This is a genomic window from Embleya scabrispora (assembly GCF_002024165.1).
Taxonomy (GTDB): Bacteria; Actinomycetota; Actinomycetes; order Streptomycetales; family Streptomycetaceae; genus Embleya; species Embleya scabrispora_A.
In genome coordinates this window covers 81,609-104,482 of record NZ_MWQN01000002.1, presented here as the reverse complement: position 1 = coordinate 104,482, position 22,874 = coordinate 81,609, and the positions used below count along the sequence as shown (strand labels likewise).

Genomic DNA, 22,874 nt, shown 5'->3' with positions numbered 1-22,874 from the left:
GCAAGGCCCACTCGGGTGACACTCCCGGGATCGCCGCGCCCCGCCCGGGCGGGGCGCGGCGATCCCGGCGGCGGCGCGCGTCAGTCGGCCGACAGGCGGGTCACCTCGGTGACCTCCACCAGTCGGCGCAGCCTGGCCTCGACCCGAGCGGCATCGCGCGGATGCACGCTCACCTCCACCGTGGCGGCGCCGAGGTCGGTCGAGGTGTAGGTCAGTCGGTGCACGCCGTGGTTGTTCAGGACGGTGGCGACCCGGGCCAGCGAGCCATGGTGATGGCGCATGCGGGCCACCAGGCGGGCGATCCCGGGCTCGGCGGTTCGGGACTGCGGCGGTGGGCCGAGTGGTTGGGCGGGTGGTGCGTACCGAGCGACATCGAGGACCTGGGCGCCGTCGTCAACCATGGGTCGCTGTGCTCCTGTCGTGGGTGGGGGTGAGTGCGCGGTTTCGATGCGAACCGTCGGAGAAAACAGAAAGACCCCTCGCGAAGCGCGAGAGGTCTGCGTGCGGACGGTGGGCCGCAGGGAATTGGTCGTCCTGGTCAGCCCGGTGTCGGCACGCCGTCGGTAATAATCGCCCGACGCCGCATGACATCGAAGTTCGCACACCCGCCACGCCTCGTCCAACGCGTCTCATGATGCGGATGGAGCCGGTCGACGCGCACGGCGTCCACATGCGCACGCCCGTGCCGGGGCCGATGGGCGCGCCCGGCGCCCGATGCGCATGCCGAAGGCACCCGGACGATCGGGTCGTCGGATCGGGTGGTGATCCGACGACCGGTCGATCGCCCGGGCGCCGCGGGTTCTTCAGCGAGCGCCGGGGGACGTCGCCCCGAGCACCCGGTGTCTCAGAACTTGATCCACTCGCTGGACGTGGTCACCGAATCCAGGATGTCCTGGATCGGGTCGATGCCCAGCCCCGGGCCGGTGGGCACGTCGAGGTGCCCGTCGGCGAGTTCGAACGGCGTGGTGATGTCGGTGGCGAAGTAGCGGCGCGAGGCCGAGGTGTCGCCGGGGAGCACGAAGCCGGGGAGCGCGGCGAGGGCGACGTTGGCGGCGCGGCCCAGGCCCGTTTCCAACATGCCGCCGCACCAGACCGGCACGCCGTGCGCCACGCACAGGTCGTGGATGGCCTTGGCCTCCAGGTAGCCGCCGACCCGGCCCGGCTTGATGTTGATGATCGAGGCCGCGCCCAGGGTGATCGCGGCGGCGGCGTGCTCGACCGACTCGATCGACTCGTCCAGGCACACCGGGGTCTTCAACTGCTTGGCCAGCGCGGCGTGTTGCACCAGGTCGTCGTCGGCCAGCGGCTGTTCGATCAAAAGCAGGTCGAAGTCGTCCAGCTTGGCCAGTTGCCGGGCGTCGGCCAGGGTGTACGCGGCGTTCGCGTCCACCTGGAGCAGCAGGTCGTCGCCGAACCGCTCGCGCACCGCGCGCACCGGCGCCAGGTCCCAGCCCGGCTCGATCTTCAGCTTGATCCGGACATAGCCCTCCTCGACGAACCCGTCCACCGCCTCCAGGAGTTCGGGGATCGAGTCCATGATGCCCACGGACACCCCGCAGGGCACCCGCTCGCGCGACGCGCCGAGGAAGGAGCCGAACGACTCGCCGGAGACCCGCAGTTGCGCGTCCAGCACGGCCGTCTCCAGCGCCGCCTTCGCCATCCGGTGGCCCTTGAACGGCTTCATCGCCCGCTTCGCCGCCCGCGCGTCCACCTTTTCCGGCAGCGCGGGGATCAGGAAACGCTTGAGCACGTCGAGCGCGGCGTCCACGTACTCCGAGCTGTACAGCGGCTCGGACATCGCCACGCACTCGCCCCAGCCCTCCCCCTCGGGGGTGACCACACGCACCAGCACGATGTCTCGGGCGGTCTCGACGCCGAACGAGGTGCGGAACGGCGCGCGCAGCGGCATCGCGATCCGGCGCAGTTCGATTGCGTTGATCTTCATGGTGCCTGGACTCCTGATCGGTTCGAGGTGGTTCGGTGGCCGGTCATGCGGCCGGCCTGCGGGTGAGGACGTATCGGGATCGGCCGTGGAAGCCGGTCACCCGGGCGCCGTCGGCGAGCAGCCCGGCCAGCACCTCGCGCAGCGCGAGTCGCCAGTCCCGGGCCGTGGCCGGGTCGGTGTGCCGCAGCTTCTCGATGTCCGCCGGGACGCCGACGAGCAGGTCCTCGGCGTCGGTGCGGCCGAGCACGGGCCGGCCGTCGTGATCGGTCAGCGCGGCCACCGCGCCGGGCGGTACGACCACCGGGATCAACACGTGGCGGGCCGCGGCGACCACGCGCGGTTCGGCCAGGTCCCAGCCGACCATGGCACGGTCGGTGTCGGTGCCGGCGTTGATCGCGTCGTCCACGGCGCCGTAGAAGTTGGGCAGGTAGGCGTCGATCACACCGCCGAGCTTGGCCAGGTTGAAGTGCGCGTTGCGGGCGATCAGCGGGTCGTACGTCCAGGTGATCCGGTGCAGGCCGTGATCGAGCGCCCAGTCGCGCTGGTGCAGCTTCAGCGCCAGGCCCGCCGCGTGGCCGGGAAGCGCGCCGGTGATGTGCGAGTGCATGGTGCGGGCGACCGGCGCGCCGAAGAAGGCGACCGTCGCGCCGACGAGCCGGCCGTCCGCGTAGGCGCCGGCGACGTAGTTGCCCGCGTGCGACAACGCGCGCATCTGCTCCACGTTGATCGGGGGGTTGTTCGCCGGCGTGCCCCAGATCTCGCAGAAAAGCGCGCAGACGGCCTCGAGTTCGTCCAGCTCGTGCAGCTCCCGGATGGCCGGGGCGCTGAGCACGGGGGCGCTCATCGCCGCACCGCGTCGATCAGGCCCGCCAGCAGCGCGGCCCGCGGGGCCAGTTCGGCCACGATCACGTGCTCGTGGTCGGCGTGCGCGCCGCCGCCGACGGCGCCGAGGCCGTCGAGGGTGGGGCAGCCGATGCCGGCGGTGAAGTTGCCGTCGGAGGCACCGCCGACCGCCGCGGAGCGCAGCGGCGGCAGGCCCAGGGAGGCCGCGGTCAGGCCGGCCAGCTCGAACAACGCGCGGGAGGAAGCGTCCTCCAGCGGCGGGCGGTTGGGGCCGCCCAACACCTCGACCCGGGCGCCCGGCACGGTCGTGGGCAGCGCGCGGATCAGCTCGTCGACCCGGTCCTGCGCCTTGCGCGTGGGCACCCGTACATCGACCGTCACCGCCGCGTGCGGCGGCACCGTGTTGGACACCGCGCCCGCCCGGACCACGGTGGGGGTCACCGTGGTGCGCCAGTCACCCGCCGCCCCGTCGTCGACCACGTCGGCCAGGCCGCCGAGGGCGAGCACCAGGTGCGCGGCCTCGATCGCGGCGTTGATCCCCTTCTCCGGCTCGAGACCGGCGTGCGCGGCCTTGCCGTGCACGACCAGTTCGTACTGCGAGCCGCCCTTGCGCGCGGTCTTGAGCGCGCCGCCGTCGGCGGACGCCTCCAGGACGAACGCCGCCGCGCAGCCGCGTGCGGCGTCCTCGATCAGCCCCCGCGAGCTGGTCGAGCCGACCTCCTCGTCGCCGGTGATCAGCACGCCGATCCCGTCGAGCGAGTCCAGCGAGGCGAGCGCGTGGAAGATCTGGACCAGGCCGGCCTTCATGTCGAAGCACCCCGGCCCCCGGGCGATCCCGTCGCGCACCGACCAGGGATGCGTGGTCAGCGAGCCCATCGGCCACACCGTGTCGTGGTGGCCGACCAGCAGTACGCGCGGGGTGCCGAAGGTCCACTGGAGATGGGTCACGCCGTCGAGCACGATCCGACGCGGTTGGGCACCGAGCAGGCGCGCCCCCTGCGCGGCGACCACCTCGGCGCTGCGGGCGACCGCGGCCAGGTCGGCGGAGAAGGACTCGCACGTCACCAACTCGGCCAGATCGGCCAGCATGGCGTCGGTGTCGAAGGCGGAGACGGCGCTCGCGGGGCCGGGCGTGGGGCCGGTCATCGGGCCCGCCCCAGCTCGGCGCGGAACAGCCGCTGTACGTTGCCGCCCAAAATCGCCATGATCTCCTTCTCGCCGTAGCCGCGCCGGACCAACGCCTCGGTCAGCGCGGGGAGTTCGGCCGGACCGTCCAGGCCCGGCAGGGTGGTTGAGGTATCCACGCCGGTGTAGTCGACGCCCTCGCAGCACGGCGGGGTGATGTCGGCCAGCACCTCGCGCAGGAAATCGGGGCCGATCCCGACGTGGTCGATGCCGGCCACGCCGATCACGTGCTCGATGTGGTCGACGACGCGGTCGATGGTCTGCTCGGCGCGCTCGGTGCTCAGGAAGTCCGGCACGAAGTTGACGCAGACGACACCGCCCGTGGCGGCCACACCCCGGATCTGCTCGTCGGTCAGGTTCCGGTGGTGGTCGCACAGCGCCCGGGCCGCCGAGTGGCTGGCGAGCAGCGGGCGGGTGGCTTCCTGCAACACGTGTGCGACGCCGGAGGCGCCCAGGTGGGAGATGTCGAAGACGATGCCGAGGCGTTCCATCTCGCGCAGCGCCTCGACGCCGGCGTGGGTGAGCCGGCTGCCGGTGGCGTCCTCGCCGCTGCCGTCGCCGAGCGGGGAGCGGCCCCAGTGCGCGATCGAGGCGACCCGGACGCCCAGGCGGTACAGGGTGCGGAACAGCTCCAGGTCGGCGTCCACACCGGGGGCGCTCTCCAGGGCCAGGACGAGGGCGATCCGGCCCTCGGTCAGCGCCGCGTCGATGTCGTCCCCGTTCAGGCACAGGCGCACGTCGTCCGGATTGCCCTCGGCGATGGCGTGCGCGCACTCCACCATGCGCAGCGTGCGGCGCAACGCGCCCTCGGGCCGGAACTGGTCGTCCACGAAGACCGGCAGCACCTGTACGTCCACGCCGCCCTCGCGCAGTTGCGGCAACCACTGCTCACGGAAGAAGCTCGCCCATCGTCCGGGTGGTCGCTCGACCACCGCCATCAACAGGTCGTTGTGCGTATCCGCGACGACGGCGCGGGTGTGCAGGTCGGAACCCATGTCGAATCCTTCCGGTCGGTGTGTCAGCGACGCTAGGCGGCGGCGCGCACCGAGTGCTTCGTCCGAATGACCAATGCTGTCGATGGTTTCCGTAACCGGGCACAAAGCCACGACGACACAGCCCGTCCGAACGCTCGCGCACCCGACGGGGACCGACAAGAGCCCACGGGAACGGCGGCAAGAACCTGCGAAGGCGCGGGGGAGGACGACGGCAGCCCGCGGGCGGGTGGCCGGCCCGAGCCGGGCGGGGCCGGCGGGGAGCGCTGGGGCATGGTGGGGGCCGGGGGTGGGTGGCGGCGACGAAGGAGGGGGGTCGGGTTTGTCGTGGTGGACGATCCGTGGGTGGGGGCCGGCGCTCTACCGTGCGCAGGTGTCCCGGGCTTCCCGGGGTTGGTTCGGGCGGCTCCGGTGCGGGGGGTGTCGTGCGGGTTCGGCGTCCGACCCGGATTTCTGGCCGGGCCGTTCGTCGGCCCTGGGAGGCGCCCGTGCCTGTCGACCGTTTGCTCCCCTCTGATGCCGCCCACGACCTGATCGCCCGCACGCGGGCGTTCGGGGATCGGGAGCTCACGCCTCGGGCCGGCGCCTGCGAGGCCGAAGCGCTCTACCCCACGGGGCTGTTCCGCGCGCTCGGGCGGGCCGGGCTCTCCGGGCTGCCCTACCCGGTGCGCTACGGGGGCGGCGGCCAGCCGTACGAGGTATACCTCCAGGTCCTGGAGGAGTTGGCCGTGCGCTGGGTGGGGCTCGCCGACGCGCTGCACGTGCACACGCTGGCGTGCCTGCCGGCGGCCGGGCACGGTACCGACGCGCAGCGCGAGCAGTGGTTGCCGGGGATGTTCGACGGCGTGCTGATCGGCGGCCACGGCCGCGCCGAGCCGCATGTGGGCGCCGACCCGTCGGCGGTGGCCTGCCGGGCCGAGCGGACCAGGGGCGGTCACCTGCTGGTCGGCACCCAGGTCGAGCTGGCGCACGGCGGGCGTGCGCACTTCCACACCGTGTTCGCCCGCACCGGCCCGGCGCGGCCCGACGTCTCGTGCTTCCTGGCGCCCGGTGCCGACGAATACCTCTACTTCGGCCCGCCCGAGCAGTCGCTCGGGCTGCGCGCCTTCCCGACCACCACCGCCTACTGGGACGGCGTGTACCTGGAACCCGAACGGCTGATCGGCGTCCGGGACCGGGGCCTGCGGATCGCGTTCGAGATCCTGGACGCCGGCCGGCTCGGCGCGGCGGCGTGTGCGACCGGACTGGCCCAGGCGGCGCTGGAGATCGCGACCGACTTCGCCGCCCGACCCGACCGCGGGGTCGTGGCCGAATGCGCGGGCGCGATCGACTCGGCCCGCGCGATGTACCTCGACGCCGCCCGCCGCCGCGACGCCGGCCTGTCGTACACCCGCCAGGCGTCGGTGGCCGAACTGGTCGCCGTGGAGGCCGCGATGGAGACGAGCACGGCGGCGGTACGGATCCTGGGCGCGGCGGCCGACGAGTTCCCGGTACACCGCTACGCCCGCGAGGCCGCGACCCTGCACCGCCGGGCGACCCCGACCGGAACGGGCGGCGACCCGCGGCCCCCTCGCCGCGACGCCGCCGGATTGGCCGCGGTGGGGCCCTGACCGACCGGCACGGCCTTGATCCGGACCGCCGCGAACTACCCGGTCTTCGGCGGGACGCGGTGCAGTTGCCTGCGGTCGTAGTAGGCGGTCATCGCGAAACCGAAGACCAGTCCGGCGACGATCCCGAACCCGATCCCGATCCAGGCCCGGGTCAGACCCGCGTCGGCGCGGGCGTCGAAGTACAGGATGGCCCGGACGCCGTCGCTGAGTTGGCGCATCGGCTCGAAGACCGACAACACCCGGTAGAACGACGGCAACGCCTGGAGCGGGATGGTCGCGCCGGACGAGGGCAGCGCCAGCACGATGAATACGAACATGCTCACCAACTGGCCGATCCCGCCGAACGCCGCGTTGATCGCCTGGACGCCGATGCCGACCGCGGTGGTCGCGCAGACCGAGAAGATCCAGAGCAGCGGCAGGTGGGCGGCGTCCATGTCCAGGATGCCGACGGTCGCCACCATGATCAGCGTGGCGGTCAGCACGGACAACACCGCCGACATCGCGCACTTGACCGCGAGGGTGTGCGTACGGGTGATGTGCACAAGCGGTCGTTCGGTACGCCACGGGCCGATCTCGCTCGCCGTGTAGCCCAGCGCGACGTCGACCATGTTGCCGATGATGTTGCCGCCCAGGAAGCCCGCGAGGACCAGGAGCAGCGTGTAGTAGAACGCGGTCAGGCCCAGGCCGCTGCGGGGGCCGATGCCGTGGCCGACCGTCACGGCGACGGCGATGGGATCGGCGCGCAGCAACCGGCCGGCGGCGGTGTCCGGCCCGGTCGGCGGGGTCGCGCCCAGTGTCGCGGCGAGTTGCGACGACGCGCCGTGGACGGCCTGTTGCGCGATCGAGGTGGCCAGCGACGAGGCCAGGCTGCCCACGCCCGGGTTGGTCAGCACCAAAATCGTCGGGCGGGTCGGCGCGGCCGTGTTCGGCGCGGGTGCGTTCAGCGCGGCCACCGACGCGGTGAAGCCGGCCGGCACCAGGATCGCCCCGTACAGCTTGCCGGAGGCCAGGTCCCGGCGGGCCGCCGCCTCGTCCAGCCGCTTCCAGGACACCGCGTCGCCGGGGGCGGCGGCGATCCCCGCGGCGATCCGCGCGCCCAGGCCCGGCGTCCCGTCTCCGGCGCCGCGATCCGCGTCCACCACGCCGATCGGCAGTCGGCGCAGATCCGCCCGCGGATCGAGGATGCCGCCCATGTAGAGCATCGACAGCAGGAAGGCCAGCAGGCCGACGATGATCGACGGGGCCGCCCAGATCCGCGGATTGCGCAGCACCCGCCACGCGCCGACCCAGGGCACGGACTGATTCGAGGCCATCGTTCTCCAGACGCACGGCGGGGCGGTCCGGCCGCCGCGCGCCCGTCCGGGCGGGGTACGGCCACCGTGGGCGAGATGGTCGCCGGATCGGCGGACGGCCAAACCCGCGCGCGCCCGGTACGCCCGAAAGCCCTGCTCCCGGCGTGGGGCGCCGGAAGCAGGGCCGTCATCGGTCGCGCGCGGTCAGGAGATCGTCACGTCGTCCACGAGGAACGTGGTGGTCAGCGACGAGTCCTCGGCGCCCGCGAACTGCAGGGTGACCGTCTGGCCCTTGTAGGCGCTCAGGTTCACCGTGCGCTGCACGTAGGCACCGGTGGCGCCGACGTTGGAGTAGGTGGCGAGGGTGGTGCCGTTGATCTGCACCTTGAGCGTGTCGTAGACCGTGGACCCCGTCTCCTTGGTGGTGGTCTTGATCCACACCTTCAACGTGGGTGCCGCGGTGTTGGGAATCACGACGTTGGACTGCGACAGGGTTTCGGTGGCGGTGGAGCCGTAGCCCATCATCCACGCGTACCAGGTGCCGCCGTGTGCCGCGTTCTGCGAGCTGTTGGTGATGTCGTTCGCGCTCTGCGTCCAGTTGGCGGTGCCGTCCTCGAAGCCGCCGTTCTTGATCGCGTCGCCGCCCGGGCCGCCGGTACCGACGGTCAGGGTGTACTGGGCGGTGTGCGTGGCGTTGGGCCCGGTACCGGTGACGGTGATCACGTAGGTGCCGTTCGCGGCGCCCGCCGCGGCCGTCGCGGTCAGCGTCGAGGAGGTGCCGGACTGGATCGGGTTCGGGCTCAGGGCCACGGTGACGTCGCTCGGCTGACCGGTCGCGACCAGCGAGACGGACTGCGCGTTGCCGGAGGTGACGGTCGTGCCCAGGGTCGCGGTGATCGACGCACCGGGCTGGACGGTACCGGAGCTCGGGTTGAAGCTCATCGAGAAGTCGTTCTGCGCGGGACCGCCGGTGCAGGTCGGGTCACCGGTCTGCGCGGGCACGCTGATCGCGTCCCAGGCGGCCTTGGTCTTGGTGAACAGCGCGCAGGTCGGGTCGAGCGTCTTGGCCGAGTTGAGCGTGGCCGTGCGGTACTTCTTGTAGGTCATGCCGCTGGTCTTGAGCAGCATGCCGCCGTAGAAGACCTTGCCCGCCTGCTGGATGCCGACCCCGGTCATCGTGGTGTTGTTGCAGGTCGGGCTGTTGGGCTTGCCGCCGCCCGGGCTGGTGCCCTCGGCGAGCAGGTAGAACCAGTGGTTGAGCGGTCCGGCCGCCGCGTGCTCCTCCGTGTTGGGAATCGAGGAGCTGTAGCAGTCGGGGTCGCCGTTGGTGGACGGCTTGTACATGTAGCGGATCGGGCCCTGGCCCACCAGGTTCACGGCTTCGCCGACGGTGTAGTCGGGGACGTCGTACGGCGAGGGCTCGTTGGTGTACGCCTCGGTCAGCGCACCCATGATGTCGCCCGTGGCCTCGCCCAGACCCGGTTCGGTACCGGCGCCGCCGGGGGTGAACTGGTCGATGCCGTGGCCGAATTCGTGGCCGACCACGTCCATCGAACCGATCCACTGGTTGGACTGGTTGTGTCCGATGGAGACGGAGGAGCCGTCCCAGTAGGCGTTGACGTCGTTCAGGCCGACCTTGACCGGCCAACTGCCGCCGTTGCCGTTGTGCCCGTTGCGACCGAGCCAGTCGCGGAGCATGTTCCATTCCTTCTGCGCCGCCCACATGACGTCGGCGCAGCCGGTCTCCTTGCTCGACGCCTGGCCGTTGCCCCAGGAGTCGGTGGACTTGGAGAAGATCGTGCCGGTGCTGTAGTCGGCGCAGGTCAGGCCCGGCCGGTTCGGGTCGCGCAGGGAGTAGGTGCCGCCCGAGTTGGTGGTGTCGATGGTCAGCGGATTCGGACCGTTCCACTGGCTGTTCGCGCTGCCGGCCTTCACGTCGTCGATCTGGTCGAGCACCGTGCCCGTGCTCGCGTCGACGAAGACATGCAGGCGGCTGGGCGCGGTCGCGGTACGACCGACGACCACGGTTTCCCAGGCGAGATTTCCGACGCCGTCCTTGACCCGGACGACCAGGCGGTGCGATTCCACCTTGTCCACGGCGGCGAGCCGGGCCCTGGATGTCGCCTCGGCGGCGCTCGCGTCGATGGTGGCCGTGGTCTTCGCGGTGATGCGGGTACCGGTGGCGGACTGGGTCGCGCGGACCCGGCCCTGGTTGTCGGCCAGCACGACCGCGTCTCCGCCGACGACCGGCAGGCCGCGGTAGGTGCGTTCGTACGCGACCGAGTAGAGCCCGTTGACCCAGGGGGTCACCGTCTGGCGCCGGTACTGCTCGTCGGGACCCTTGGCAAGGGAGTCCAGGCCGCTGGAGACGGCCTGGTCGGCGGCGGCTACCGCCAACGCCTGCGAGCCGGGAGGGGGAGACGGGTCGGCGGACGCCGACTGTGCGGTGGTGGAGACCGCCAATCCGGCGAGTACGGCCAGGACAGTCCCGGCCGTCACCGTTTTTCGATTCATCGAGGCTCCTCGAGTGGAAGGTAGACCTCGACCACGAACCGGCCTTCGTCGTGCGCGTATTCGCGACGTGAGCGAACCGCCGACGAGCGTGACCGCCGGGTTCGTGCCCGATCGGCAAACGCTCACACGTTCGCACTGCCCCGAACAATGCGGCTTCGCGGGGTCGGCAAAATCTGTCAAACTCCTTATCGGACAGGCAAGTTGCGCCCGACGGAGAATGTCTTCACGAAGTTCGCGAGCGGGCCGCCCGGTCGGGGCGGACCGGCCGGCCGGCGTGCCCGATTCGGCTCGGCGAAAGCTCCGGATGGGACGGATCCCCGTCGGAGAGGGCGAATGGGATCGTGCTGTCCGCGACGGTGGCGTCACCGCGGCACGGATCCGTCCCCGGTCTCCCATGCCTCGACCGACCGCGCCGAGCTCGCCTCGCCCACGTCCGGATGCCGGCCGCTCGTGTGCGTTTCGTGTGAACTCGCTTCGGCCCCTTCCCGCTTCGCGAACGCTTCGGACGATGGCGTGGTGGGCCGGACATGGCGGTCGGTGTCCGCCCGGGAACACGGTGTCATCGGTTGGTGGCGCGTGCGGCCGCAATGCCCGGAAGATCCGAAGCGGTGGGGCCCGTTCCGGTGCGCCCCGAGGGCCGGATGTCCGTGCCCACGCGGCGGCCCGCTTCGCTACCCTCGGCCGATCTGCCGGAATCGTCGAGCGGGCCGACCCGCGGATCGGATGGCCAGTCATGAGCGTTCCCCCGGAGGCCGAGCAGGGACGGGCCACGGTGACGATCTCCGCCGGATCGCTCCGGGGCGTGACCGGGGCCGACGGCATCTCCCGCTGGCTGGGCATTCCGTACGCCGCCGCGCCGGTGGGGGAGTCGCGCTTCGAGCGGGCGGCCGCGCACCCGGGGTGGACCGGGGTGCGCGACGCCGACACGATGGGCCCGACCGCGCCGCAGGCGCCGTACCGGGGAGTGCTGGGGGAACTGCTGCCGACGGTGGTGATCGAGGGCGACGAATACCTCAACCTCAACGTCTGGGCGCCGACCGACGCGAGCGGGCTGCCGGTGATGGTGTGGGTGCACGGCGGCTCGCTCGCGCACGGGGCGAACGCGCTGCCCGGCTACGACGGCGCGGCGTTCGCCCGCGACGGCGTGGTGTACGTCGCGGTGAACTACCGTTTGGCGTCCGAGGGTTTCTCCGTCCTGGACGGCGCGCCGGGCAATGTCGGCCTCGCCGACGTGGTCGCCGCGCTGCGCTGGGTGCGCGCGGAGATCGCGGCCTTCGGCGGCGACCCGGCGCGGGTGACCGTGTTCGGCGAGTCCGCCGGATCGATCCTGCTCGGGGCGCTGGTCGCGCACCCGGACGCCGAGACGCTGTTCGCGCGCGCGATCCTGCAGAGCGGGATGCCGGACGCGCTGCCGCCCGCGAAGGCCGGGCGGATCACCGCGTCGGTGGCCGAGCGGCTGGGCCGGACCCGGTCCCGGGCGGCGTTCGCCGAGGTGCCGCCGGACGAACTGGTCGCCGCCGAACAGGCGGTCACCGCAGGCGGTACACCGATGACCGGCGGCGCGGGCTTCGCCCTGGCGATCGGCGACGACCTCGTGCCCACGCACCCGCTCGACGCCCTGGTGGCCGGCGCGGGTTCCGGCATCGGCCTGCTGCTCGGCTCGAACACCGAGGAGTACCGGCTGTGGTTCGTGCCCACCGGCCTGCTCGACCGGGTCGGGCCGCTGGTGTTCGCGGGCGCGCGGCTGAAGTTCCGGATCGGCCGCCGCGTCCTGGCCGCGTACCGGGCGGCCCGACCCGGCGCGGGGCGCGGCGAACTGCTCGGCGCGCTGGCCACCGACCTGCTGGTCCGGCTGCCGATCAACCGCCTCGCGGATGCCCGCCTGGAGCGTGGGGCCACCACCCACGTCTACGAGTTCGCCTGGCGCAGTCCGGTGCGCGACCTCGGCGCCGCGCACGCGATGGAGTTGCCGTTCGTCTTCGACGGGCTCGACTCCGGTGCGTGGACCTCGCTCACCGGGGACGCGCCGCCGCAGTCCCTCGCCGACGAGATGCACGCCGCCTGGGTGCGGTTCGCCAAGACCGGCGATCCCGGGTGGGAACCGTGGGACGCGCGGCGACCGGTACGGGTGTTCGACGCGCCGACTCCGACCACCGTGCTCGCCCCGCGCGAGACCGAACGCGCCGCCTGGGGCTGATCGCCCGGCCCTACCGGACCCGGCGGCCTCCTCCGGGACCAGCCCCCACGGGGGTAACCTGATGCCATCGGGCGATCACACCCGGTCGGGCGCTCGCGTGGCCGCGGTTCGACGCCGACGGCGGGGCCTCGCACGGCGGGTCCGGCAACCCGAGCGGCGGCCACGGCCCGACCGGCCACCCGGAGGTCCCGCCGCCCGTCCGACGGCGGGCCCGACGGCGAGACGGCGCCCGGGACCATAGGCTGACCGCCCACCGGCGCGGCCGGTGGGCGGTATCGACACGGTTGAGGGTGCACGGATGAGCGCGCGTTTCGAGGAACTCGACTGGCGGACGACGCCGATGGGCGAGATCAGCCTGCGCCGCAGGCGCGATCCGGTCTCCGGCGAGGACGTGCACGAGGTCAAGCTCGGCGACGAGTTCCTGATGTCCAGCCTGTTCACGGCGGGCGAGATCGCGCTGACCCGGCTGGGCCTGGCCGAGTTGCCGGACGTCGAACTCGACGTGGTGGTGGGCGGTCTGGGCCTGGGCTACACCGCCCGCGCGGCGCTGGACGATCCGCGCGTACGCGACCTGATCGTGGTCGACGCGCTCGGCGAGGTGATCGACTGGCACCGGCGCGGCCTGGTCCCGCTCGGCGCCGGCCTCGCGGGCGATCCCCGCTGCCGGCTGGTCCAGGGCGACTTCTTCGCGTTGGCCGGCGAGGCGCGGGGGTTCGATCCGCGGGAGCCGGGTCGGCGCTTCCACGCGATCCTGCTGGACGTCGACCATTCCCCGCGCCACGTGCTGCACCCGAGCCATGCCGCGCTGTACCGGCCCGCCGGGCTGCGCGCGCTGGCCGATCGGCTGCGTCCGGGCGGGGTGTTCGCGCTGTGGTCCAACGACCCGCCGGACCTGGAGTTCGGCGCGGTGCTCGGCGAGGTCTTCGCCGACTCGGCCGCGCACGTCGTCGACTTCGACAACCCGCTCCAGGGCGGTACGGCCACCAACACCGTGTACGTGGCCCGCACACCGGAGGAGCCCGCGTCCTGACCCGCCGTGAGGGCCGGCCGACGGGTCGGGACGCGGGTCGGGGTATCGGGCCCGGCGGCAGGGCACGCGCCGCCGGACCCGACCCCGGTCATCGGGCGCGCAGGTGGTCGATCGCCGCGCGGGCCGCCAGCCCGATCGAGGCGTCGGCCGCGGGCGCGCGAAAGCCCAGCGACTCCAGGCGCAGGAACACGCCCACCGCGTAGCGCTTGCCGTCGGGGTACTCGACCACGCCGACCTCGTTGCGCACGCCCCACAGGGTGCCGGTCTTGCCGGAGACCCGGATCTCGTCCGCGAATCCCGACGCGAGCCGGTGCGGCCAGATCTGCCGGCCCATGATGTCGCGCACCTCGGCGCAGGCCTCGGCGGAGCCCGCCTCGTCCCGCCAGATCGCGGCGAGCAGCTTGGTGATCTCGCGTGGGGTGGTCGCGGCGGTGCGCTTGGGGTCGCGCACGGTCAGCGCGCGGATCTGCTCGGGCGTGGCGCGGGCGACCTGCTCGTCGACGTTGCCGTCCGGGTCGACGCCCAGGTCGTCCAGCACCGATTGGAACAGGTCCTTGCAGCCGGTGACGGAGGTGTCGCGGCAGTCCAGTGCGTCGAGGGTGGCCCGTACGTTGTCCCGGCCGACCAGGCGCAGCACGATGTCGGTCGCCGCGTTGTCGCTCTGGGTGATCATCATGAAGGCGAGGTCGCGCGCGCTCATCTCCACGTCGTACATACAGCCGTCGGTGCCGATGCCGTCGCCCTCGCGGTCGGCGGCGGTGACCAGGTGCCGGCCGGCCCGGTCGAGCCGGCCGTCGGCGGCCTGGCGGGCGTACTCCAGGACGATCGGCACCTTCAGGACCGACGCGAGCACGACCGGGTCGTCGGCCTGGTAGGCGATCTCGTCGGCGGTGTCGAGGTCGCGTACGTGCAGGAAGCCGTCCACCCGGGCGGCGTCGAAGATCGCCCGGATGCGCTGTGTGGGTTCTGCCGACTCTCGATCGGTGCTCATGTCCGCTCCGTGTGGGTGGTCGGATGCCCCGAAGGGCCGGTCGCCGGCGGCGGTTGCCGGGGTCGGCGCCGATGTGGGGTGCCAGGGGAGGCGGTGTGGGCGGGTCCGTCGTCGGTCGGCCGCCCGCGAGAAGGTGGTGCGCGCGTCGGGCGGCCTCGGCGGCCGGTTCACGACCCTGCGGCGGCCCCTGCCGAGCATCGCCCCCCGCGCTATGCCTCGGCGTCGGTGATTCGGACAGGTTCGCGAGCCGTTCTTCGTCCGGGACGACGATTCGAGGCATTCGGACGCTGCCTACCGTGATCGTCCTCTGCGGCACTCGCCGCCGCCTTCCGAGGAGGTATCCCACGATGGGACGATCCGATGTGTCCGGGGCCGCTGCCCGGACACTGCCGACTCCCGAGTACCTAGCGACCCGTCTCGGCGAGCTGGCCAAGCGTGGCAATATCCCCGGCGCGAGCGTCGCGGTGCGGATGGGTGACGAGACGGTCTCGGCCGCCACGGGCGTGCTCGACACGGAGATCGGGTACCCGGCCACGACCGAGTCGATCTTCCAGATCGGTTCGATCACCAAGGTCTGGACGGCGACGCTGATCATGCAACTGGTCGACGAGGGCGTACTCGACCTCGACGCACCGGTGCGGACCTTCCTCCCCGGCTTCAAGCTGGTCGACGAGACCGCGTCGGCGAGCGTGACGGTCCGTCAACTGCTGTGCCACACCGCCGGGTTCGAGGGCGACATCTTCGAGGAGTTCGGTCCCGGCGACGACGCGGTGGCCGGACTGGTCGGGCATCTGGCCGACCACGGCAACCGACTCTTCGCGCCCGGCGAGATGTTCTCCTACTGCAACAGTGGATACGTCGCCCTCGGTCGGATCGTCGAGGTGCTGACCGGACAGACGTGGGAGGCCACGCTGCGCGAGCGGATCACCGTCCCGCTCGGGCTGACCCGGGTGGCGAGCGGTGCCGCCGAGGCGATCCTGCACCGGGTGGCGATCGGGCACGTGGCGGGCCCCGACGGAACGACCGTCAAGGCGCCGGTGTGGCAGATGCCCCGCTCCAACGCGCCGGCCGGTTCGACGCTGGCCACCACCGCGACGGACCTGGTCGCGTTCGCCGCCGCGCACGTCGCGCGCGGGCTGCTGCCCGACGGCACCCGTCTGCTGTCCGAGGCGTCGGCTCTGGCCATGCGCGAGTCGCAGGTGGACGTGCCCGACATCGGCGCGGTCGGCACCGCGTGGGGCCTGGGCTGGAACCTGTTCGACTGGGCGGGCGGCCCGGTGATCGGCCACGACGGCGGCACCCTCGGCCAGGCCGCCATCCTGCGGGTGGTCCCGGAGAGCGGGGTCTCGATCGCGATCCTGACCAACGGCGGCGAATTGGGCGTGATGTACGAGCTGGTCCGCGAGGTCTTGGCGAGCACCGCGGGTGTCGGCATGCCCGAGTCCGCCGTGCCGCCCGTCGATCCGCCGGTGGTGGACGCGCGCTTCTTCGTCGGGCGCTACGCGTCGCAGGTGCTGGCGATGGACGTGGTCGAGTCCGAGCGCGGCTTCGAGCTGACCACGCGCACCCTGGGTGCCGCGGCGGAGGTGATGGGCGAGAGCGTGCAGACGAGCGAACTGGTGGCCCGCGACGCCCGCACGCTGATCGCCGTCGAGGCGAAGGGCGGGCAGCACGCGCAGTACGCCTTCGTCGGAGACGGCGACCGGGCGCGCTTTGTGCACATGACCCGCGCGCTGCCCCGGGTGGTGGCCGGCGAGTCGGCCGGGACGACCGGTGCCGAGCGGGTCGGCGTCGACTCCTGTAGCGGAGGCGCGCGATGAGACGAGCCTCGCGCGGGGCCGCCGCGGCCGTCGCGCTGGGCCTGTTCGCCGCCGGATGCGGTGGGACGGGCGTGGGTGGGAACTCGGGGGACGGCGACACCGTCACCATCGCGATTCCCAGCGACCCCAGCAACCTGAACCCGATGACCACGCTGATTTCGTACGCGACCATGATGAACCGCTTCTCCTACGACTCGCTGATCAACGTCCGGACCGACGGGCGGATCGTCTCCGGCGTCGCGGAGAAGTGGACCTCGGACGCGAACTCGGCGACGTTCACGCTCAGGCGCGACGTGAGGTGCGAGAACGGCGCGCCGTTGACCGCGGCCGATGTCGCCGCCCAGTACAACCACATCGTCGACCCGGCCAACAAGTCGCCGCTGTACGGCCTGATGGTGCCTCCCGGGGTCACCGCCACCGCCGACAACGAGGCCGGTACGGTGACCCTCAACTCCTCGCAACCGGCCCCGTTCCTGCTGCGCGGCACCTCGATGTTGCGGCTGGTGTGTCCCGCCTCTTTGAAGGACTCGGACAAGCTCACCCACACCTCCGACGGCACCGGTCCCTACCGACTCGCCGAGGTGGTCGCGGGCGACCACTTCACCTTCGTCAAGCGTCCCGGCTACACCTGGGGACCGGACGGCGTCGACAACTCCGCGTCGCCCGATCGGGTGGTCTTCAAGGTCGTCGGCAACGAGTCCACCCGGAGCAATCTGCTGCTCAGCGGGCAACTGGACATCGCGTCGGTGATGGGCCCGGACCGGGCCCGACTGACCGCGGCCGGAATCAAGGCGGTGATCGAGCGGGACCCGTTGGGGATGCTGCTTTTCAACGAGGCGCCGAATCGCGTCACGGCCGACGTCCGGGTGCGCCGGGCGCTGCTGTCCGCGCTCGACCTCAAGCAGATCGGCGCGGTGGCCACCGGTGGCAAGGGCATGGCCCCGCTGCGGCTCGGTATCACGATGGGCCCACCATGCACCGAGGACTCGGTCACCGGCAACCTCCCGCCGCACGACCCGGCGCAGGCCGCGGCGCTGATGCGCGAGGCCGGCTGGAAGAAGTCCGGCGGGCGCTGGAGCAAGGACGGCAAACAGCTGTCGATCTCCATGCCGTATCCGGGCGTGTTCGGCACCCAACTCGTCTCGGCCGTCGAACTGGCGGTCAAGCAGTGGGAGTCGTTCGGGGCGAAGGTGAGTATCCAGCCGACCACGGCGTCGACGAACGCGCCGATCCTGATGGGCGGTCAGTGGGAACTCGCGTGGGCGCCGATCTCGGTGACCACCCCCGATCAGATCCTCCCGTTCTTCTCCGGACCCAAGCCCCCCGAGGGGCTCAACTTCGGATCGCTCGACAACCCCGAATACCAGCGTCTGGTCGGTGCGGCGATGGCCAAGCCCGACACGGCCGGCTGTCCCGAGTGGACCGCCGCCGAATCCGAGTTGATCAAGCGTGCCGACGCGGTGACGTTCGTGGACTCGATGACTCCCTACTTCGTTCGGGGCTACAGCTTCGAACTCGACGGTGGCGGCGTGGTGCCGTCCTCCCTGCACAAGGTCGGTGGCCGATGAGCACCGCAGCCCTGTCCGGCCGGGTCGTGGACTTCCGTCTCGGCCCCTGGACCTCCTTCTTCCTGCGTCGCACCGGCCGCCTGGTGGTCTCGCTCGCCGCCCTGGTGACCGCCGCGTTCGCGATGATCCACTTCGTCCCCGGCGACCCCGTCCGCGGCGCCCTGGGAATGAACGCCACCCCGGAGGCGGTCGCCGCCCGCAAGGAACAACTGGGCCTGAACGACTCGCTGATCACCCAGTACAAGCACTTCGTGAGCGGGCTCTTCCACGGCGACCTGGGCGAATCGATCACCGCCCGGGTCTCCGTGTCGAGCATGATCGGCGACCGACTCCCCGCCACCCTGGAGATCGCGATCTACGCGTTCGTCCTGATCATGGTGGTGTCCATCCCCCTGGGCATGGCGATGGCCGTGTTCACCCTCAACGGCCGCCGGCGCCGCAGCGAACTGGCCTTCGCCTCCTCGACCGGGGCGATCGTGGCCATCCCGGAATTCCTCCTCGCCGTCGGCCTGGCCTCGGTGTTCGGCGTCAGCCTCGGCTGGTTCCCGGTGGCACTGCGCGAGGGGCCCGACTCCTACGTACTGCCCGTGCTGGCTTTGGCCATCACCCCGATCGCCGCGCTGTCGCGGATCGTCAGGGTCGAGGCGCTGCGCGTGTTCGAGACCGACTACATGCGCACCGCCCGCGCCAAACGGCTGCCGACCCGACTGCTCTACCTGCGGCACGCGCTGCCGAACCTGCTCACCTCCTCGCTGACCCTCGGCGGCCTGATCCTCAGCAGCCTGCTCGCGGGCACGGTGCTGATCGAGAACGTCTTCGCCTGGCCCGGCCTGGGCATGACCATCGTCCAGGCGATCCTGCAGAAGGACTATCCGCTCGTCCAGGGCATCGTGCTCGTCTACGGAGCCGCCGCGCTCGTGATCCACTTCGCGGTCGACCTCGCCGTCGCCGTCGCCGACCCCAAGTCCACGATCCGCGGGAGCTGACGATGTCCAAGGCCCCTAGACTGCGCCAGGCGCTGCGCACCCCGATGGGGATCGCCACGGCGATCCTGAGCGCCCTGATCCTGCTCGTGGCGATCTTCGGCCCGATGCTGGCCGGCGACACCGCCGACCGGATCGACACCGACGCGATCGGCCGACACAGTGGCACCGAGCACCTGTTCGGTACCGACGCGCTCGGCCGCGACATCGCCGCCCGGGTGGTGGTGGCCACCCGACTCACCCTCGAACTGACCCTGTTCGCCACCTTGATCGCGGTGCTCGGCGGGCTGATCCTGGGTGTGCTCCCGGCGGTTCTCGGCCGGCGCGCCGGCCGGCTGATCACCGCGACGGTCAACCTGCTCGTGGCCTTCCCCGGCCTGCTGTTCGTGCTCTTCCTCGCGGTCATCTTCGGCGTCGGCACCTTCTCCGCCGCCTTCGCCATCGGCCTGGGCGCGGCCCCCGCCACCGCCCGGCTCGTGCAGAACCTGACCGCCTCCGTCGCCGGCACCGACTACGTGGCCGCCGCGCGGATCCTCGGCGTCGGCCGGCTCCGGATCATCGTGCGACACATCCTGCCCAACATCGCCGAACCGGTCGCGCTGTTCGTCGCCCAGGTCGCCGCCGGCATCCTGGTCGCCTTCTCCGGCCTGTCCTTCCTCGGCCTGGGCGTACAGGCGCCCGACTACGACTGGGGGCGCCTGCTCAACGAACAGCTCGACCGGGTCATGGTGGACCCGATGTCGGCGGTCGGCCCCGGCGCCGCGATCGTACTGACCGGCATCACCTTCGGCCTGATCGGCGAGGTGGTCGCGGGTGCCAGCGGCGGCCGCGGCGCGAACCGGCCCGAGGCCGAGCCGGTCGCCTCGACCGACGAACAATCCGCCGCCGAGGCGGCGTCGGCCCTGCTGCACGTCGACCACCTGCGGGTGCGCTTCCCCGGCCACACAGCCGTACACGACGTGTGCCTGAGCGTCACCGAGGGCGAGGCGGTCGGCATCGTCGGCGAATCCGGCTCGGGCAAGAGCCTGACCGCGCTGGCCGCGGCCGGACTGGTCCCGCACCCCGGCCGGGTCAGCGCCCGTACCCTGCGCTTCGCCGACCGGGATCTGAACCGCCAGGCGCCCAAGGGCACTTCACTGGCCATGGTGTTCCAGGACCCGATGGCCTCGCTCAACCCGGCGCTGACCGTCGGCCGGCAGCTCGCCGAGGTCGCCGAGGTGCACCACGGCGCCGGCCGCGCGGCGGCACTGACCCGAGCGGTCGCCCGTCTGGGCGCGGTGGGCATCATCAACCCCGAACAGCGGGTCACCAAACGTCCGCACGAGTTCTCCGGCGGCATGCGCCAGCGGGTGATGATCGCGATGGGCCTGATGGGCGAGCCCCGACTGATCATCGCCGACGAGCCGACCACCGCCCTCGATGTCACCGTGCAGGCCCAGGTGTTGGCGCTGCTGCGGGACGTACGGGCCGAGTCCGGCGCCGCGTTGCTGCTCATCTCGCACGACATCGCCGTCGTGTCGCAGGTGTGCGACCGGGTCGTGGTGATGTACGCGGGCCGGGTCGTCGAGGAACTGCCGGTCGGCGACCTGGCCGACGGCGTCGCGCACCCCTACTCGGCCGCGCTGATCGGCGCGGTACCGACGATGACCACCGACCGGGACGTGCCGCTGGCGACCATCCCGGGCCGCCCGCCGGAGCCCGGCGAGGAGAGCGTGGGCTGCCCGTTCGCGCCGCGCTGCGCCCGGGCGAACGACCGCTGCCGGACCGAGGAGCCGGTCCTGGAACGCATCGGTCCCGGACGCCGCGTGGCGTGCTGGGACCCGATCACCACCGCCGTGCACGAACTGGAGGAGGTTCGATGAAAGCCGCAGGTACGGTTGCCCCGGTCGCGGCCGAGGCCGACGCAGCGCCCGCCGGGGCCGGCACGTCCGGTTCGCTCGAACTGCGCCACATCACGGTGCGCTACGGCCGCGGCCGCTCGGCGGTGACCGCCGTCGACGACGTGTCCCTGGAGGTGCCGGCGGGCCGCGTGGTCGGTCTGGTCGGCGGCTCCGGCTCGGGCAAGTCCACCCTCGGCCGGGCCGCGGTCGGGCTGGTGCCGATCACCGCGGGCAACGTCCTGGTGGACGGCGTCGACCAGGGTCGGCGGCCCGGACGCAGGCCGGTGCAGCTGGTCTTCCAGGACCCGTTCGCGTCGCTGAACCCCCGGCTGAGCGTGGGCGCCTCGGTGGCCGAGGCGGTGCCGCGCGAGGACCGGGCGCGGCGCGCGGAGGAGGTGGCCCGGTATCTCGACCTGGTCGGGATCGACCCGGGGATGAGCACCCGACTTCCGCGCGCGCTCTCCGGCGGCCAGCGGCAACGGGTGGCGCTGGCCCGCGCGTTGGCCGCGCGACCGGCGGTGCTGGTGGCGGACGAGGTCACCTCGGCGCTCGACGTCTCGGTCCAGGGCGCGGTGCTCAACCTGATCCGCGACCTGCAGCGCGAGTTGGGCTTCGCGATGTTGTTCATCACGCACAACCTGGCCGTGGTGCGCTACCTGGCGGACCGGATCGCGGTGATGGACCGAGGTGTCCTGGTCGAGGAGGGGCCGGCCGCACAGGTCCTGGAGGACCCCGAACACGACTACACGCGGGCGCTGTTGTCGGGCGTACCGCGGATCGGCGAGCCGCTGCCGGAGGGCGCGGGCGCCGCGGGCGCGGTCGGCGAAGATGCGCGGACCGGGGGAGCGGCGCGGGCCGCCTCCGCCGGTACGGACGAGGGAACGGAGACCGGGAACCGATGACCCCGACACCGGCGGGCGCGCGGATCGGCGGCGACCTGTACCGTGCCGAACCCGAGCCCGCACCCGATTCCGGTGCGCTTCGCGACCGCGCGACCGCGGCGGCCGTCCGCGCGGCTCGCGCGGCCCACGTCGAGATCCGCGAACTGCACACGCTGGACGAGGTGTCCGAGGTGTGCAAGCTGCTGGACCGCATCTGGCAGGTGGACTCGGCGAACCCGATGATGCTGCCCGAACTGCTGATGGTCCTGGCGCACGCGGGCGGCTACGTGGCGGGCACCTACGAGGGCGACCGGTTGACCGGCGCCTGCGTGGCTCTGCTCGCCACCGACGGCCTGCACTCGCACATCGCGGGCGTGGACGTGCGCTCGCGCGGACGCGAGGTGGGCCACGCGCTCAAGGTGCACCAGCGCGCCTGGTGCCTGGACCGCGGGATCAGCCGGATCAGCTGGACGTTCGATCCCCTGGTGGGGCGCAACGCGTTCTTCAATCTGGCCAAGCTCGGCGCGGTGCCCGGCGAGTATCTGGTCGACTTCTACGGGCGCCTGACCGATGCGTTCAACGCCGGCGACCACACGGATCGGCTGTTGGTCCGCTGGGATCTGACCGCCCCCCGGGTGGCCCTCGCCTGCGAGGGGATTCCGCAGCCGGCGGACGACGCGGCCGCTCCGGGGGAGGAGGGGGTCGCGATCGCCCTGGAGGTGGGGGCCGACGGCCGGCCGGTGCTCGGCAGCACCGACGCCGACGTGGTGGTGGTCCGGGTGCCGCGCGACATCGAGGCGCTGCGGCGCAGCGATCCGGCCGCCGTGCTCGCGTGGCGCCTGGCGGTGCGCGAGGTGCTGGGCGGGCTGATGGGGGAGGGCCGTGTGGTGCGCGGCTTCGGGCGGCTCGGGGGTTATGTCGTGGACCGGCGACGGGACGGGGGCTGAGCGCGGCTCGGCCCGATGTGTGACGCACCCTGTCCGGTTCGGTTCGGCGGCGCCGGCCGTGGGATCGAACCGGGCGTGGGCCGGAGACTGCCCACTTTCGACCCAAGATCGTTTAGACTCCCGCACACGGATCGGCCACCGGCGACACGGCCGCTCCGGTGCGTTCGACGGGGGCTCGTGTCGACCGAATGGATCC

The 22,874-nt window shown here is 72.3% G+C and carries 16 protein-coding genes and 1 pseudogene; 9 read left to right on the top strand and 8 right to left on the bottom strand.

The window, feature by feature from the left end; genetic code table 11:
• Nucleotides 1-80: 80 nt before the first annotated feature.
• The 5 genes from B4N89_RS31070 to B4N89_RS31050 all read right to left on the bottom strand — a co-directional run bounded on the left by B4N89_RS31070 (nucleotide 81) and on the right by B4N89_RS31050 (nucleotide 4,968).
• Complete coding sequence (locus tag B4N89_RS31070; RefSeq protein WP_078979820.1) at nucleotides 81-401, bottom strand: hypothetical protein; 321 nt, start codon at nucleotides 399-401, stop codon at nucleotides 81-83.
• A gap of 443 nt (nucleotides 402-844) precedes the next feature.
• Nucleotides 845-1,945, bottom strand: a complete 1,101-nt coding sequence (gene menC, locus B4N89_RS31065; protein WP_078979819.1) for an o-succinylbenzoate synthase — start codon at nucleotides 1,943-1,945, stop codon at nucleotides 845-847.
• A gap of 43 nt (nucleotides 1,946-1,988) precedes the next feature.
• On the bottom strand, nucleotides 1,989-2,789 hold the full coding sequence (locus B4N89_RS31060) for a GNAT family N-acetyltransferase (protein ID WP_078979818.1): 801 nt from the start codon (nucleotides 2,787-2,789) through the stop codon (nucleotides 1,989-1,991).
• Nucleotides 2,786-3,934, bottom strand: a complete 1,149-nt coding sequence (locus B4N89_RS31055; protein ID WP_078979817.1) for a M20 family metallopeptidase — start codon at nucleotides 3,932-3,934, stop codon at nucleotides 2,786-2,788. The genes B4N89_RS31060 and B4N89_RS31055 overlap by 4 nt, the downstream gene beginning before the upstream one ends.
• The gene (locus tag B4N89_RS31050; protein ID WP_078979816.1) at nucleotides 3,931-4,968 is read right to left on the bottom strand and encodes a dipeptidase; all 1,038 of its coding nucleotides are present in this window, start codon (nucleotides 4,966-4,968) and stop codon (nucleotides 3,931-3,933) included. The genes B4N89_RS31055 and B4N89_RS31050 overlap by 4 nt, the downstream gene beginning before the upstream one ends.
• Nucleotides 4,969-5,453: 485 nt before the next feature.
• On the opposite strand from B4N89_RS31050, the gene B4N89_RS31045 reads away from it, so the two are divergent.
• Nucleotides 5,454-6,575 (top strand): acyl-CoA dehydrogenase family protein, encoded by a 1,122-nt coding sequence (locus B4N89_RS31045; RefSeq protein WP_101897383.1) that lies wholly within the window; start codon nucleotides 5,454-5,456, stop codon nucleotides 6,573-6,575.
• 35 nt (nucleotides 6,576-6,610) lie between these two features.
• On the opposite strand, the gene B4N89_RS31040 is transcribed toward B4N89_RS31045, so the two are convergent.
• Both B4N89_RS31040 and B4N89_RS31035 read right to left on the bottom strand, forming a co-directional pair.
• Nucleotides 6,611-7,888, bottom strand: a complete 1,278-nt coding sequence (locus tag B4N89_RS31040) for a YhgE/Pip domain-containing protein (protein WP_078979814.1) — start codon at nucleotides 7,886-7,888, stop codon at nucleotides 6,611-6,613.
• Between the two features lie 612 nt (nucleotides 7,889-8,500).
• Nucleotides 8,501-10,381: pseudogene (locus B4N89_RS31035) on the bottom strand (M4 family metallopeptidase); the annotation flags it as partial.
• Between the two features lie 733 nt (nucleotides 10,382-11,114).
• Here B4N89_RS31035 and B4N89_RS31030 point away from each other — a divergent pair.
• Complete coding sequence (locus B4N89_RS31030) at nucleotides 11,115-12,578, top strand: carboxylesterase/lipase family protein (protein ID WP_078979812.1); 1,464 nt, start codon at nucleotides 11,115-11,117, stop codon at nucleotides 12,576-12,578.
• Between the two features lie 298 nt (nucleotides 12,579-12,876).
• Nucleotides 12,877-13,608, top strand: a complete 732-nt coding sequence (locus B4N89_RS31025; RefSeq protein WP_078979811.1) for a spermidine synthase — start codon at nucleotides 12,877-12,879, stop codon at nucleotides 13,606-13,608.
• Nucleotides 13,609-13,696: 88 nt separating this feature from the next.
• On the opposite strand, the gene B4N89_RS31020 is transcribed toward B4N89_RS31025, so the two are convergent.
• Nucleotides 13,697-14,599: a serine hydrolase gene (locus tag B4N89_RS31020; RefSeq protein ID WP_078979810.1), complete on the bottom strand. Its 903-nt coding sequence runs from the start codon at nucleotides 14,597-14,599 to the stop codon at nucleotides 13,697-13,699.
• Between the two features lie 347 nt (nucleotides 14,600-14,946).
• Between B4N89_RS31020 and B4N89_RS31015 the strand changes: the two genes are divergently transcribed.
• The 6 genes from B4N89_RS31015 to B4N89_RS30990 are packed head-to-tail and all read left to right on the top strand — an operon-like array spanning nucleotide 14,947 to nucleotide 22,678.
• Nucleotides 14,947-16,419: a serine hydrolase domain-containing protein gene (locus B4N89_RS31015; protein ID WP_078979809.1), complete on the top strand. Its 1,473-nt coding sequence runs from the start codon at nucleotides 14,947-14,949 to the stop codon at nucleotides 16,417-16,419.
• Nucleotides 16,416-17,987 (top strand): ABC transporter substrate-binding protein, encoded by a 1,572-nt coding sequence (locus B4N89_RS31010; protein WP_078979808.1) that lies wholly within the window; start codon nucleotides 16,416-16,418, stop codon nucleotides 17,985-17,987. Before B4N89_RS31015 ends, B4N89_RS31010 begins: the two co-directional genes overlap by 4 nt.
• Nucleotides 17,984-18,973 (top strand): ABC transporter permease, encoded by a 990-nt coding sequence (locus B4N89_RS31005; RefSeq protein ID WP_078979807.1) that lies wholly within the window; start codon nucleotides 17,984-17,986, stop codon nucleotides 18,971-18,973. The genes B4N89_RS31010 and B4N89_RS31005 overlap by 4 nt, the downstream gene beginning before the upstream one ends.
• Nucleotides 18,974-18,975: 2 nt before the next feature.
• Complete coding sequence (locus B4N89_RS31000) at nucleotides 18,976-20,832, top strand: dipeptide/oligopeptide/nickel ABC transporter permease/ATP-binding protein (protein ID WP_235619011.1); 1,857 nt, start codon at nucleotides 18,976-18,978, stop codon at nucleotides 20,830-20,832.
• Nucleotides 20,829-21,752 (top strand): ATP-binding cassette domain-containing protein, encoded by a 924-nt coding sequence (locus B4N89_RS30995; protein ID WP_078979806.1) that lies wholly within the window; start codon nucleotides 20,829-20,831, stop codon nucleotides 21,750-21,752. The genes B4N89_RS31000 and B4N89_RS30995 overlap by 4 nt, the downstream gene beginning before the upstream one ends.
• Nucleotides 21,749-22,678, top strand: coding sequence for a GNAT family N-acetyltransferase (locus B4N89_RS30990; RefSeq protein WP_235619010.1), 930 nt, complete (start codon nucleotides 21,749-21,751; stop codon nucleotides 22,676-22,678). Before B4N89_RS30995 ends, B4N89_RS30990 begins: the two co-directional genes overlap by 4 nt.
• Nucleotides 22,679-22,874: the final 196 nt, after the last annotated feature.